The following is a 14,105-nucleotide window of genomic DNA, read 5'->3' as shown; positions in this document are numbered from 1 at the left end:
AGGGATTTGCGAGTGCGGCCATTGCAGCAAACCGCCTGAGTACACCCCCGACCGCGGGGGAGCGGGGTTTGGGGGAACCGACCGCGGGGGAGCGGGGTTTGGGGGAACCGACCGCGGGGGAGAGGGATTTGCGCGCCGCGTCGAGTGGAGGGGATGCTATGGCCAGGCGCGGCGGGCGGTCTCCACGACCAGCTCGAGCTTGCGCCGCTGGTCGTCCTCGGAGAGTAGGTTGCCGGCCGCGACCGACGCGAACCCACACTGCGGGCTGAGGGCGAGGTTCTCCATCGGCACGTACGTGGAAGCCTCGTCGATGCGGCGGAGGAGCGTCTCCTGCGACTCGAGGGTTGGGTCCTTCGTGGTGACGAGCCCCAGGACCACGGTCTTGCCGGCCGGAACGAACCGCAGCGGCTCGAACCCGCCGGCCCGATCGGTGTCGTACTCGAGGAGGAACGCGTCGACGGCGAGCCGCCCGAACAGCTTCTCCGCGATGAGGTCGTACCCGCCCTCGGCGAACCACCGGCTGCGCGAGTTGCCGCGGCACAGATGGATGGCCAGGGTGAGCGTGTCGGGCGCCGGCGCCAGGCGGCGCGCGTCTTCAATCACGGCGTTGTCCGTGGCAATGGCTTCGTCTAGCGCCAGGTCTGGGTCGACACCGCGCGCTCGGAGCTGCTCCCGCAGTCGGGCGTCGACGTAGTAGAGGTACCGGGGCGCGTCGAGCTGGATGTAGGGGATGCCCTCGGTCGCCAGCGCGTTGACCTCGTTCCGGATGATCTGCGCGATCTCCTGGAGGAGGCTGGAGCGGGTCGGGTAGAACCGGTCGCTGAGGCCCGGCTTGTAGCTGACGTCCGGAAAGTTGGTGGCGCTGGGCACGGTGACCTTGATGGGTCCGGGCGCGTGGCGCAGGAGGAACGACGCCTCGTGGGCGGAGAGGCGTCGGCGCTGGTGCAGCTTCGCCCCGACCACCTGGGCCACGCTGCCCTCCGGCGCGCCCCCCGGCCCGTGCCACTCCATCGCGATCTTGTCCTCGACGAATCCGTCGACGGCGTCGGCGAGCCCGCCCAAGAACGATCCGCGGCGGAACTCGCCATCGGTGTACACGTCAAGCCCGACCTCGCGCTGCATCCGGAGCGCGGCGAGGATCGCCTCGTCCTCGATCTTCCGGAGGTCCTCCGCGGAGATCGCGCCGGCGGCCAATGACGCCCGGGCATCCAGCAGCGCTTTGGGCCGGAGCAGACTTCCCACCTGCTCGGCGCGATATCGCGCTCCCACGCGTCACCTCCATCTCGCAGCCGCGACCGATTGTAGCAGTGTCCGTCGCGTCGTTGACGGAGGCCCGGCGCCGTGGTTGAATATGCCAAACACCCACAAGGAGCGAGGACGATGGCTGCGGCGCCGGACGCGGGAACCGATTCGATGGAGCGGCTGTACGAGGATCTGGCGTCTCGATCGATGGGCGCGCTCTGGCGCCAGCACCAGGCGGGGACTCGGCCGTCCGAGCCGCAGCCGCCCTACAACCCCGCGCATTGGCGCTGGTCTGACATCGAGGGCTTCGTCCAGCGCGCGGGCGAGCTGGTCCAGCCGGGGCCAGACGCCCAGCGGCGCGTCGTTACCCTCAACAACCCCAGCGTCACGCCCAGCCAATCGGCCACTCACATGCTCTCCGGCAACGTCCAGATGGTGCTGCCGGGCGAGATCGCGCCCTCCCATCGTCACACCAACGCGGCGATCCGCTTCATTATCCGGGGCGAGGGCGCGGTGACGATCGTGGATGGTGAGCCCGTCGCCATGCGGCCCGGCGACCTCGTCTTAACACCGGGCTGGTGCTACCACGGCCACGTCAGCAAGGCCAGCGGGCCCGTGCTCTGGATGGACAGCCTGGACGGGCCACTGGTGGTCAACGCCCTTAAGATCGCTCGCTACCAGCAGTATCCCGACGAGCTGGAGCCGGCGACGCGCCCGGAGGGCGACTCCTACGGCCGGTACGGCTATGGTCACTTCCGCCCGCTGTGGATGACCGAGTCGAAGGCGATCTCGCCGCAGCTCGTCTACCCCTGGGACCAGACGGAGCGAGCCTTGCACCACCTGGCGAAGCTGGAAACCAGCCCCTTCGACGACGTGGCCTTCGAGTACACGAACCCGACCAACGGCGGGCACGTGCTGCCGACGATCGGCTGCAACATCCAGATGATTCGGCCCGGCGTCCACACGCGGGCGCACCGCCACGCCAACTGCGTCGTTTATCACGTCTATCGCGGCGAGGGGTATTCGGTGGTGGATGGCGTGCGGATCACGTGGCGCCAGGGCGACTTCTTCGCCCTGCCGCCCTGGTGCTGGCACGAGCACGCCAACACGGGCACGGACGAAGCGGTTCTGTTCTCCACGACGGACCTGCCCGTGCTGGAGTCGCTCAGCCTCTTGGAAGAGCACGAGTACGCGGAGCACGGCGGCCATCAACCGGTCGTGGCGACGTACGAGGAGCGCTTCGGCGGCGCCCGCGCCGCGTCGTAGCCCCGGGAACGGGGACTGGGGTCAACCCCCCATCCCGAACCTTTCCCCCATTGGGGGGAAGGAGCGTAATCTCCCCTCCGTCGCCGCAGGGCGAACGGGGCGGGAGCTCAGGGCGAACGGGTGGCTTGCTGCCCCTCCCCCGCGACGATGGCGTAGCCTTCTTGGCCGGGCTCGGAGAACACCACGCTCTTGGTCGTCTTGAGGGACAGCTTCGCAAGCCCCGATTCGTAATCCGACTCTTTGGCCGGCGTGCCCTGGACGTCGTAGCCCAGGAGCAGGCAGGAGGGCCTGCAGACGTCCGGTTTGATGTCATTGCCCGACTGCACGCGCCGCACCTGGGCCGATGCCGGGAGATCGACGGCGACGAACCGCCCCCAAAGATCGTCCTGAACGAGGATCTGTTTCGATGGCGAGGTCGTGAGCCACTGCTTAGCGAAGGCGACGCTGGCCGCCGCGGCCTTGCCGCTGGCGAACAGCGGGATGTTCTGGAACGCTTCCAGGTAGCTCGACGTCCTGACGAAGGTCGCCAACTGGAAGATGATGACCAGCGCGGCGACGGCGCCCGACACCGCGACGTTCCGGTTGACCAGCGGCCAGAGGGCGCCAAATCCGACGACCGCCAGGACGAGGGCGCCCGCCGTGATACAGCTCTCGCGCCACGGCGTCGGGTTCGAGAGGACGAGCCCCGCCACCATCCCGAGGACCGGCAAGAGCACCCCGCCGATGAGCAATCGGCGACGCGATAGGAGGATGGCGACCATGCCTACGGCGGCCAGCGCGAAGACGAGGGGCTCGAGGTGGGGCCGCTGCGCGGCCTCCCAGTCGAGCCGTCCAAAGACCGGGGCCGTGTCCTTCACCAGTTGGACGGTGCTGAGGAGGTAGGTGTGGAGCGGATTGCGCTCAGCGCTCCAGGTGCTTCCCGCCCACTCGCCGCCGCGCAGGTAGAAGGCGGCGTGGCGGTTGAGGATCCCGCCGTGCGAGCTGAGGGCGAGCCCGATGACCGGCGCCGTCACCAGGCCCCCCCACGATACGAACGTCAGCTTGCGCGGCAGGCCCACGGGGCCGGCGATCCCTGCCAGGACGATCAATCCCATCGGGATGGCGAAGACGGCCGGTGTGTACAACGTCCAAAGGGCGAGCCCACTCCACAGGCCGAGCGCGATGGCGGCGCTGCGCTCCTGATACTTGATCAGGCGCAGGCCGTAGTACCAGCAGGCGAAGATGATGAGGTTCACGTGGGTGATCTCGTGCCACCCCGTCATCACGATGAACCACGACACGGTGGAGAAGGCGGCCAGCACCAGCGGGAAGACGATCTCGAACCAGCCCGGCCGGTCCGGCAGCAGCTCCCGCGCGAGCCGTCCGAAGAAATAGACACTGATGGCGAAGTAGACGCCTGCGATGATCTTGGACGCGAGGACCGTAGGCACGCCCACGGCAACCAGCAGCGCCAGGGGAAACGCCTGGAACGAGGACGGGTAGTCGGACTTCGCCAGGAACGGGTCCCAGCGCGCCCCCTCGACGATCCGCCGGGCGATCTCGGCCCATCCGATCTCCTCGGACCAGTAGGCGAGGGCCGTGACCGCGCTGAACCGCACGATGAAGAAGAGCGCAACGGCGCCGGCGCCAACCAGGAGCGTGAAGCGCCGGCTCGCGATGAAGCGCGGATCTCCGCTGGCGGGCTCGCTTCTTCTCGCCGCGACGAACGCCGCGACGACCAGGGCGAGGATCGCGACGGCGATGGCGCCCGCGATGAGCTGACGGCGCGGCTCGCCGGAGAAGTCCACGAGCCAGAAGACGAGGAACACGACGCCTGCCAGGGTCAGCACCACGAGGTCGAGCCTGGCAGCCAGGAGGTTGGCGCGGAGATCACGCATCACAAGCCTTTACTTTTGGGGGAGGGTGGTTCGCTTCGGTCGATCCGGACGAAGCGCTGGCGCTGCGGGCGATAATAATCGTCAACGCCGAGGGCCATCAAGCGCCCGCGGCGCCACCCTCGGCGCCGGCCGCGTCCGCGCCGTCGGCGGTTCGAATGGTGTACCGCGCGCCGGACGGCAGGCGCGCCAGGGCAGCGGCGACCTCCGATGCTGAGGCTCCGACAATCTCGACCTGAAAGGTCCCGAACTGCCCGGGCCCCGGCTCGGCCGCCCGCGTCGCGGCGTCGAGCCGGAGGACGCGGAAGTGATACGCGACGACGGCCGCCGCCACCACGGTAACCGCCAGCGCCCGAGCGACCGCGGACCAGAGTGCCGGCGGCCCGACGCCCATGATCGTCGACAGGACGCGCTCCACCAGATAGGCGCCGCTGCCGAGGAGGGCCAGGACGCCGATCAGCAGCGCTGCGAAGAGATAGAGACGGCGACTCAGCGCCTGGCGCTCCCCGGGCGACGGAGCCGGGCGCCAGTGCCCCGCCCAGACCGGCAGCCCGACGACGACCAGGGTGAGGAACAGGCTCAGCCGATCCCGGGTCGAGGTTGGGCCGACGAGCGCCGACGTCGGATCGACCGCCTCGATGATGGTCCACAGCACCCCGGCAACGCCGGCCGTGAATGCCGCGAGGGCGATGAGGGTCACGAGGTGGGTGTAGAGGCGGCGCACGCCGGCCTGGCGCGGGGCCTCCGTCTGCCGCGCGTCGGCGATGAGCCGTCGCCGCACCAGCGCCCAGGCGAGGCCGAAGACGGCGATGGTGGACAAGGGGCTGGCGAGGAGGCCGCCGATCTCGCCTCGCGCGCCGCCGGGCGCCTCCACGCCCAGGGCCCGCGCGAGGAGATAGTACAGAGCGCGGCTCGTCTGCGTGAGGGCCATGGCGATGCCGAGCGCCAGGATGCCGAACCCCGCGACGGCCCGAAGGGTCGACCGTCGCTCCTCCTCCCCCTCGTCGAGGCGGGCGGTGAGGTGCGCATGATACAGGCCGATGCCGAGGGCGACGAGCGTGCGCGCGACGACCCGGACGACGTGGCGTGACTCCGCTGGCTGGCTTTGGGTGACCGCGAGCATCGTCACGGTGAGCAGCTCGCGCGCGCCAAACAGCACGACGACGACAGATACGAGCACGGCGCCGTAGGCGTACCAGCGCCGGAGCGTCGCGCTGGCGCCGGTCTCCCCGACCAGCGAGCGGTCCTTCGCCGCGCGGTCCAGATGGTAGCCCCAGAATGCCCCCACCAGGGCAAGCTGCCACAGGGCGCGAACCAGGCCAACGGCATCGCCCCCGGAATCGCGAATCAGGAGCAGAAGACCCAGGTGGAGCGCTCGCGCGCCGATGAACCCGATGGCCGCCATCAGCGCGCCGCAGACAACGTAGAGGTATAGGCGTCGGAGGGCGGCCTCCCGTTCCGCCGGCGAGCGCGCCGCCGCGCGCTGGGCCAGGGCCCAATGGAGCGCCCAGATGGGGAGCGCGACGAGGGCCGCCGCGGTGGAGCCGGCGATGGTTTGTCGGAAGGTGGCGGTGATGGAGCCGGGGCTCAGCGCCCATTCGATCAGGGTGCTGCCGAGCGTCGCGGCGCCCGTGACGAGCATTCCCAGGCTCACCCCTGCCACGAGGAGGAAGTACAGGCGCCGAACGGCGACCATGGCTCAGGCCAGTTGCCAGATCGGCGGAGACGACCGAATGCGCCAGGAGCTGTCACTGCGCACGAGGATGAATGTTGCCGATCGAGAGTACGAGTCGGACCCGAAGATCGCGGGGCCGCCGGTAAAGGTGGTGATCTCGACGTCGACCCGCACCCCGTCGGCCTGCTCTTTCGTGTCGACGATGCGCAGTCGTCGATCGCCGTTTTGCTGCGCATTGTTGACCTGCTGGCGAAACGTCTCTCGCGTCATCGTCTGGCCGGCGGGCGAAGGGACGGCCTCTACGGCTGACGGCGATTCCAGCATGGCCCAGGCGTCGTCAGCGCGCTTGTCCTGGACGGCGAGGATGTAGGCGGCGACGACTCCCTGGGGGGTCGTCAGGTCCGGTGGCTGCTGCTCCCCCCGAGGCGCCACCGCGACGACAATCGCGACCACGCTGAGGAGGACGACGCCCGCCACTGCGGCCCACGTGAAACGGTCCATTGCGAAATGCTACACCCGGGGGGCGCGGGGTATGGGGCTCCGAAGGGGCCCGTTGAGCACCGCGCGCACCTTCGTGGCCAGGGCGGCCGGGGTGAACGGCTTCTGGAGATACTCCACCTGGGCCGTCATGGCATTGGTGTGGATCACGACGTCCGAGGAATAGCCGGACATGTACAGAAATCGCGGCGCCGGGGTTCGCGCGATCATGCGCTCGACCAGCTCGCGCCCGTTCATTCCCGGCAACATCAAGTCGGACACGACCAGGTCGATCACGCCCGGATAGCTGTCCATGAGCGCGAGGGCGGCCTCCCCGCTCTCCGCGTCCAGCACGGTGTACCCTTTGGCCTCCAGGACCGAGCGCGCGAGCGCCCGCACGCCTATCTCGTCCTCCACGACCAGGACCGTTTCCCCCCCGCCTGGCACTGCGGCGATCGCCACCTGGGGCGGCCGACTCCGAGCTTGTCCGGCGTGGACCGGAAGGATGATCTCGAAGGTCGCTCCCATGCCGACCTGGCTCGTCACCGTGATGTCGCCGCCACTCTGCTTGACGATGCCATAGACGGTGGCGAGGCCGAGACCGGTCCCCTTCCCGCTCTCCTTCGTGGTGAAGAACGGCTCGAAGATGCGCTCGCGGGTCGCTTCATCCATTCCGCAGCCGGTGTCGGTCACCCGCAGCAGGACGGAGGGGCGCGCGACTTCCGCGTCCGTCGCCACGAGTGCGCCGCGGCGACGGGCGGCCTCGCGCGCGTCGAGCGATCGCGTCTCGATGGTCAGCTTCCCGCCCGAGGGCATTGCGTCGCGAGCGTTGATGGCCAAGTTGAGGAGCACCTGCTCGATCTCGCCCCGGTCGACGAGGACGTTGCCCAGCGTGTCGGGGTTGATGGTCTCCAGCTCGATGTGCTCGCCGATGACGCGGCGCAGGAGCTTCACCATGTCGTCGACGATGACGCGAAGGTCTGTGACCTCGGGCTGGAGCACTTGCTGCCGGCTGAAGGCGAGGAGTTGGCGCGTCAGCTCCGATGCCCGCTCTCCGGCTGCAACGATCTGGTTCATGTAATCCGCCAACGGGCTCGAAGGCGGCAGCTTGGCCGTCACCATGTCGCTGAAGCCGATGATGGCGGTGAGCAGATTATTGAAGTCGTGGGCGACGCCGCCGGCGAGCAGCCCGATGGACTCCATCTTCTGGGCCTGGCGCAGGCGCTCCTCGCTCTCGCGCAGCGCGATCTCCGCCGCCCGCGACTCGGAGATGTCGGTCACCATGAGCAAGAGCCCGCGGTATGATCCCGACCCGTCGATCATCGAGTGGGCCGAGGAGCGAGTCCAGAGGTCCTTGCCACTTCGCGTGATGAAGCGGTCGTCGAAGCGACCGGTCAGGCCCCGGGCAAACAAGCCGAGGCGGCGACTCACCTCTCCGCGCCACTCGGGGTGGACGAGATCGATCATCGGCCGTCCCTGAAGCTCGGCGACGGTATATTCGAGCATCTCCGCCATCCGCGGGTTGACGAAGATCGTGCGCCCCTCGGCGTCCAGGTGCCAGATCCCCTCGTGCGCCGCTTCGACGATCTCGCGGTACCGCTCCTCGCTGGCGGTGAGCGCTTCTGCCCGAGCGGCCGCGACCTGCTCGCTCTCCTGCGCCCGCTGGGCGAGCGCCTCGGCCATGGCCCGGCGGCTTTCGGATTGGCGGTAGTAGTGGGCGGATGCGAGGGCCGGCCCGATCTGCGCGCCGATGAGCGTCAGCGTCTCCACTTCCGTGGGACTGAAGTGGCGTCGGGCGATGCTCTTGACGACGAGGACCCCCACGACGTTGCTCCCCGCCCACAGGGGCACGGCCGATCCTGACCGCATCGTCTCGCGGATGGATTGCTCGCGGTGCTTCCACGTCGTGAAGTCGTCGACGCTGATCGCCTCGCGTCGGGTGTAGGCATATCCCACGATTCCGGCGCCGAGGGATGCCGGCAGGTACTTCTCCGACGGGTCTGAGCCGCATTGCGCCATGGCGACAAGGCGCTCGAGCGCCGGGTTCCACCAGTAGATGGCAGCGCTCTCCGCGTTGAGCAGCACGCTGGCCAGGTTAGCCGCCGCGCTGGCGAGCCGTGTCGGATTCAGCTCGCCGGCTGCCACGACCGCCAGCTCATGGAGCGCGCGAAAGCGCTCGGCGTCGAGCTGGGTCTGGCTGGACAGCCGCTCCACGGTATCGCCGGCGAGCACGCGCTCCTCCGCGACGCGGAAATTGCGCAGAGAGAGCGCCGCGAGGTCGAGGAGCGATTCCAGACCGCGATCCGGGTCGTCGGAGAGGGCGACAGTCGGGCGCGAGAGGAGGACCAGCCCCCGTACCTTGCCCGAGAGTACGAGGGGATACGCGTGGCCGAGGGAGAGGAGCTTGCTCTCCGAGATCGGACCGGGGGGGATGACGACGCCCGCGCTGTATGCTGGCACGGATCGGGGTCCGTCGACCCGAAGGAGGGCGACGCCTTCGGCCCCCGTCGCGTCGCGGAGCGCCCGCGCGGCAATCTTCAGGGCATCGCGTGGGTGTTGGGACGCCGCCAGCTCGCGCGCGGTCCGCGCGACCGTCTCGATCGGGACCTGCGGGGCGTAGCCCTCGGCGGGATCCACGTCAGCCCTCCCGGGATTCTGGCTTCGGCCCGGCGGTCCGACGCAGCGTGCTCGCCTGACGCTGGAGCTGCTGGAAGTACTCCGTGTTCGTAATATCGGCGACCTCGCGCGCCTTCTTGGCTTCGTCGACCTGAATCTGGAGCTGTTGGACCTGGCGGAGGAGCTGCTCCTCGCGCGCGATCACCTCGCGGGCCATTCGGTCGAACACTCGCGCGAGCTGGCCCAGGGCGTCCGGTCGGGACGCGACGAGCGCCAGGCTCTCGGACGTAAATGACCGGTCCTCGACCGCCGCCGCGGCGTCAGTCACGGCGGCTACCTGCCTGAGATACTCGACCTCCTGGTCGCGCAGCCGCTTCTTCTCCAAGCACGCCCCGATCCGCGCGCGCAGAAGGACCGGGTCGAACGGCTTGGGGAGATAGTCCTCCGCGCCCATCTCGATGCAGCGGACGACGCTGGACAGCTCGTCCAAGGCGGAGATCATGATAATCGGGATCTCGCGGAGCTCGGCGCGCTCTCGACAGCGCTCCAGAACGTCGTATCCGGACATCTCCGGCATCACGATGTCCAGCAGCATGAGATCGACGTTGTCCGACTCGGCGATCTCCAGGGCTCGACGTCCGTTCTCTGCGCGCAGCACCGTGTGACCCAGCCGCTCCAGCATGCGGGCAACGGCGTCGCGGCTCAGCTCGTTGTCCTCGACCACGAGAATCCTGCCGCGCAGCTCGCCCTCCCGATGGCGCCGCTCCGCTGGCTCCGCGCGGCCGGCCACGGCGGCGCCCATCGTGCCGCTGTTCACTCGGACGGCCGGTTTGCTGATGCGTGGCTCGACGCCCTCCGTAGGGTTGAGGTTCGTTTGCGCGAGAATCGCGACAAGGCGCCGCGCGCCCGTGGCGATGCGATCGAGGTCTGCCGCGGCCGTTTCGTTCCCATCCTCCAGCACGTACCGCCGCAGCTGCATCACCCGCTGCTCGACGGACTCCATGAGACTGAAGAGGTTCGTCGAATACGTCCGAGCGGCGACCGCATCGCCCGGCGCCGCGTCGAGCATTGCGCCGATGATGGTCAGCGCTTCCCGCCCCGCCTCCTGGATCTTGCGCAGCTCAGCGACGAAGCTCTCCGGCCCGGACTGCTCGGCGTCCTCGAGGAGGAGTTGCCCGTAGCTCAGGATGTGGTTGACCGGCGTGCGCAGCTCGTGCCGGACGCTTCGACGGAACTCTTCCCAGTCTGGTGCGTTGCTCATATCACAGCCAGCGGCGCCGCGCGGTCACGCGTCCGTGCCGAGGAGCGCGTGGATCTTGGGGAGCAGGCGATCCAGCTCGATGGGCTTGGTGTCGAAATCGTCGCAGCCGGCGGCGAGCGCTTTGTCGCGGTCGCTGGCCATGGCGTGGGCTGTCAGCGCGATGATGGGCACCGACTGCGTATCGGACGACGCCTTGAGCTGGCGCGTCGCCTCCCAGCCATCCATCACCGGGAGACTCATGTCCATGAGAATGATGTCGGGCGCCTCAGACCGTGCCAGGGAGATCCCTTCCTGACCGTCTACCCCGATGACCACCTCGAAGCCCCGCCGTCGCAGCAGCCGGCTCAACGAGTCCCGGTTCATTTCGTCGTCTTCCACGAGGAGGACCTTTGGCATCGCCGCTCCCCTCTGGAGGGTCGCGCCGTGGCGCATCCCTCGGATCCGCAGTTCTCCGCCGTACACGGTACGAGATCACCGTCGGGCGCGCAACGTCACCGCGGGGTGGAGCTTCTCGCCCTGCCCTTCGCGGCCGCGAGCCGCTCGCGCACCTCGAGGAGCAACTCCTCGTGGGTGTAGGTGCCCTTCTGCATCACCGCGTCGACGAGGCCGTTCAGGCGCTTGCGCGCTTCGGCCGACAGGTCCTGCGCCGTGACCACCACGACCGGGATCGATCGTCCTTCCGGGCGCTGGCGTAGGGTCGCGACGAAGTCGAATCCATCCATCACGGGCATCAGCAGGTCCAGAAGGATCAGTGCAGGGCGGGCCTCCGCGATCCGCTCCAGCGCGTCGACGCCGTTGGTCGCCTCGTCCGCCGTCCAGCCGTCCGATTCGAGGCACCGGCGAAGAATCTCCCGCGTCGCGGGGTCGTCCTCGACGATGAGAACGCGGCGGCCGTCCTCGTCGGCTCGATAGCGATTGAGGACGGCGAGAAGCCGATCGCGATCGATGGGCTTGGTGAGGTACTCGGCGGCGCCGAGGGTGTAGCCAATCTGCCGCTGCTCGACGATGGTGAGCATGATGACCGGGATGTCGGCGGTCTCGGGGGCCGCCTTGAGCGCGGACAGCACGGTCCAGCCGTCGGTGTGCGGCATGATGACGTCGAGGGTGACGGCGAACGGGCGCACTTCGCGCGCGAGCCGCAAGCCGTCTTCGGCGTTCAACGCGGTCGCGACGTGAAATCCTTCCGTCTGGAGAAAGCGGCGCATCAGGTCGTGCACCGTTGGATCGTCGTCGATGACGAGAACCGTGGGGCGGCCGTTGTCCTGCGCCTCGATCGGCTCGGTCGTGAGCGCCGCTGGGCTGGCCGTGTCCCGGACCTCGGCTGGCAAGCGCATGGTGAAGGTGGAGCCGCGGCCGGGCGTGCTCGCCACGGTGATGTCGCCCCCCATGATGCGGCAGAACTGTCGGCTGATGGCGAGCCCGAGCCCCGTCCCGCCGTATTTGCTGGTCGTCGACGCCTCCGCCTGGGTGAACGCCTGGAAGAGCTTCCCCATCTGCTCCTCATTCATCCCGATGCCGGTGTCTGCGACGCTGAAGGCCACCCAGTCGGCGCTGTCCGCGCGATCGCGGCGTACCGTCAAGCTCACCGTTCCGTGATCGGTGAACTTGCTGGCGTTGCTGAGGAGGTTGAGGAGCACCTGCCGGACCTTGGTGAGGTCGGCCACCATGTCGCCCGTGCTGTCGGGACAGTCGACCTCGAGCGTGTTCTGGTTCTTCGCTACGAGGGGCTGCGCGACCGTGAGCACGTCGTGCACGAGGGTGGGGACGTTGAACGGCTCGATGTACAGCTCCATCTTCCCGGCCTCGATCTTGGAGAGGTCGAGGATGCTGTTGATCAGCTCGAGGAGGTGTCGGCCGGCCGTCTGGATCTTGTTGAGGTCGGGGATGAAGGACTCCTGGCCGACGTCTTCGGCCTCTTCCACGAGGAGCTGGCTGTAGCTCAGAATGGCGTTGAGGGGCGTCCGCAGCTCGTGGCTCATCTTCGCCAAGAACTCCGACTTGTGGCGGCTGGCGATCTCGAGCTCGCGCCCCTTCTCCTCGATCTCCTGGAAGAGGCGCGCGTTCTGGATGGCCAGCACGCACTGGGTGGCGAAGGTCTGGAGGAGTCGAACGGTGGCGTCTTCGAAGGCGCCGGGCTCCGATCGCCGCACGACGAGCCCGCCAATCACGCTCCCCTCCTGGAGGAGCGGGACGGCCATGATGGCGCGGAACCCGAACTCCCGCGCGACGACGTCGGGCGGCTCGCCGCTATCCCACAGGTCCGCCACCTGGGTCGGCTCGCGGCGCAGCGCCGTCTGGCCGATGATCGTGCTCTCCGCCAGCACTCGCCGGTTCCGCAGGGCGTCGGCCACCCTGTCGCTCACGCCGTCGCTCGCCCGCATGACGAAGCTTCCCTGGTCCTCGTCGAACTCGTAGATCGTGCCAGCCTCGCTCTTCGAGAGCCGAACCGCGTGGCTCACGATGGTGGTGAGGAGCTGCTGGAGGTCCAGGGTGGAGTTCAGCGCCCGTCCGACGTCAGCGAGCGCCTTCAGCTCCTCGATGGATTGCTGGAGGCCCGCGCCCATGACCTTGAGAGACTCGTTGAGGGCGGTCTGCTGCTCGAGGGACGCCTTCAAGTCTCGCGTTCGCTCCTCGACCCGTTTCTCCAGCTCCTCCTTGGCCTGCCGCAGCCCTTCCAGCGACCGGCGCCAGCCATCCTCGGCGTTCGCCATCCGCTGGAGGAGCTGCGCGACGCGCCCCAGCTCGGTCGGCTGTCTCGCGAGGCTGTCGAGGCTGCTTGATTCAAAGGAATAGGACTCGAGCTGATGGACCGCCCGGTCGAGCCGACGTACCGGGCGAACGAAGGCCTGAGAGACGAGCCACGCCAACGCAATGCCGATGATCAGGGTCAGGCCGATGGGGAGCGCCGCGCCCCGGACGCTCTGTGCGAACGCTGCGCGAAGCCGATCGGTCGGCATCGCGAGGAGCGTCGCGCCGATGACCGCCCCCGAGTCGTCGACGACGGGGGCGATGACGGTGAACCCGGTGGAGTCCAGGAGGCTCCGCGGCTGCTGATCGTCGATAGCAGCGCGGAGCGCGGTGGCTTCGGCCTCTGGGGGCGGCCCGGGCGCGTCGGCCCCCGCTCCACCGCTGACGGCGAGCGTCGTGAGGGAGGCGTCGACGATTCGGACCGTGCGGGCCGAATCGGCAGCGACGAGGCTATCGGCGATGCGCTGAAGGCCGCTCTGGTCGTGTACCTGGGCGGCGGCGGCCCCCAGCACGACGGCGTCCTCCTCGAGCTGCGCGCGAGCCCCGTTCCAGGAGAGGAGCGCAACCGACGCCAGCACGGCGACGACGACCAGGGCGACGACCGAAACGTGGATCTGGCGTTGCAGGGTCATCCGCCACCACCGAGCCCGGATGCCCCGCAGTGTAGCACCGCCGCCCGGTGGCGTACACGCGGGACAAGGCACGAACGGCGCGTGTCCTGCCACGCAATCGAGATCCTTCGGGCTCCGCCCTCAGGATGACCCTAAGGGCGTTGTGCTGAGCGCGTGGTGTTGTCATGCTGAGCGTAGCGAAGGATCTCGATCGCGCGAGATCCTTCGGGCTCCGCCCTCAGGATGACCCTAAGGGCGTTGTGCTGAGCGCGTGGTGTTGTCATGCTGAGCGTAGCGAAGGATCTCGATCGCGCGAGATCCTTCGGGCTCCGCCC

The 14,105-nt window shown here is 68.7% G+C and carries 9 protein-coding genes; 1 reads left to right on the top strand and 8 read right to left on the bottom strand.

The features are described from left to right. Window positions 1-156 precede the first annotated feature (156 nt). The gene (locus VFC51_16695) at window positions 157-1,269 is read right to left on the bottom strand and encodes a hypothetical protein (protein ID HZT08663.1); all 1,113 of its coding nucleotides are present in this window, start codon (window positions 1,267-1,269) and stop codon (window positions 157-159) included. A 111-nt stretch (window positions 1,270-1,380) separates the two neighbouring features. Here VFC51_16695 and VFC51_16690 point away from each other — a divergent pair, with 111 nt between their 5' ends. Beyond that, the gene (locus tag VFC51_16690) at window positions 1,381-2,508 is read left to right on the top strand and encodes a cupin domain-containing protein (GenBank protein HZT08662.1); all 1,128 of its coding nucleotides are present in this window, start codon (window positions 1,381-1,383) and stop codon (window positions 2,506-2,508) included. Between the two features lie 107 nt (window positions 2,509-2,615). Here VFC51_16690 and VFC51_16685 read toward each other — a convergent pair whose 3' ends face one another. The 7 genes from VFC51_16685 to VFC51_16655 form a co-directional block, all read right to left on the bottom strand. Beyond that, window positions 2,616-4,385: a hypothetical protein gene (locus tag VFC51_16685; protein ID HZT08661.1), complete on the bottom strand. Its 1,770-nt coding sequence runs from the start codon at window positions 4,383-4,385 to the stop codon at window positions 2,616-2,618. Window positions 4,386-4,482: 97 nt separating this feature from the next. Next, window positions 4,483-6,078 carry a DUF5671 domain-containing protein gene (locus VFC51_16680; protein HZT08660.1) on the bottom strand — a complete coding sequence of 532 codons (1,596 nt, stop codon included), beginning with the start codon at window positions 6,076-6,078 and terminating at the stop codon, window positions 4,483-4,485. A 3-nt stretch (window positions 6,079-6,081) separates the two neighbouring features. Then, window positions 6,082-6,558 (bottom strand): hypothetical protein, encoded by a 477-nt coding sequence (locus VFC51_16675; GenBank protein ID HZT08659.1) that lies wholly within the window; start codon window positions 6,556-6,558, stop codon window positions 6,082-6,084. Between the two features lie 9 nt (window positions 6,559-6,567). After that, window positions 6,568-9,171 (bottom strand): ATP-binding protein, encoded by a 2,604-nt coding sequence (locus VFC51_16670; GenBank protein ID HZT08658.1) that lies wholly within the window; start codon window positions 9,169-9,171, stop codon window positions 6,568-6,570. A gap of 1 nt (window position 9,172) precedes the next feature. Further along, the gene (locus VFC51_16665; protein HZT08657.1) at window positions 9,173-10,411 is read right to left on the bottom strand and encodes a response regulator; all 1,239 of its coding nucleotides are present in this window, start codon (window positions 10,409-10,411) and stop codon (window positions 9,173-9,175) included. 24 nt (window positions 10,412-10,435) lie between these two features. Beyond that, window positions 10,436-10,807, bottom strand: a complete 372-nt coding sequence (locus VFC51_16660) for a response regulator (protein HZT08656.1) — start codon at window positions 10,805-10,807, stop codon at window positions 10,436-10,438. Between the two features lie 95 nt (window positions 10,808-10,902). Further along, the gene (locus VFC51_16655; protein ID HZT08655.1) at window positions 10,903-13,791 is read right to left on the bottom strand and encodes a response regulator; all 2,889 of its coding nucleotides are present in this window, start codon (window positions 13,789-13,791) and stop codon (window positions 10,903-10,905) included. Window positions 13,792-14,105: the final 314 nt, after the last annotated feature.

This window comes from Chloroflexota bacterium (assembly GCA_035652535.1).
Lineage (GTDB): Bacteria > Chloroflexota > UBA6077 > UBA6077 > SHYK01 > DASRDP01.
This window is presented reverse-complemented; position numbering and strand designations above follow the sequence as displayed.

What these genes read in the sequence shown, in the direction of transcription:
- VFC51_16690 (HZT08662.1), top strand. Translation starts at nt 1,381, where the DNA reads ATGGCTGCGGCGCCGGACGCGGGAACCGATTCGATGGAGCGGCTGTAC.
- VFC51_16680 (HZT08660.1), bottom strand. Translation starts at nt 6,078, where the DNA reads ATGGTCGCCGTTCGGCGCCTGTACTTCCTCCTCGTGGCAGGGGTGAGC.
- VFC51_16665 (HZT08657.1), bottom strand. Translation starts at nt 10,411, where the DNA reads ATGAGCAACGCACCAGACTGGGAAGAGTTCCGTCGAAGCGTCCGGCAC.
- VFC51_16655 (HZT08655.1), bottom strand. Translation starts at nt 13,791, where the DNA reads ATGACCCTGCAACGCCAGATCCACGTTTCGGTCGTCGCCCTGGTCGTC.
- VFC51_16685 (HZT08661.1), bottom strand. Translation starts at nt 4,385, where the DNA reads ATGCGTGATCTCCGCGCCAACCTCCTGGCTGCCAGGCTCGACCTCGTG.
- VFC51_16660 (HZT08656.1), bottom strand. Translation starts at nt 10,807, where the DNA reads ATGCCAAAGGTCCTCCTCGTGGAAGACGACGAAATGAACCGGGACTCG.
- VFC51_16675 (HZT08659.1), bottom strand. Translation starts at nt 6,558, where the DNA reads ATGGACCGTTTCACGTGGGCCGCAGTGGCGGGCGTCGTCCTCCTCAGC.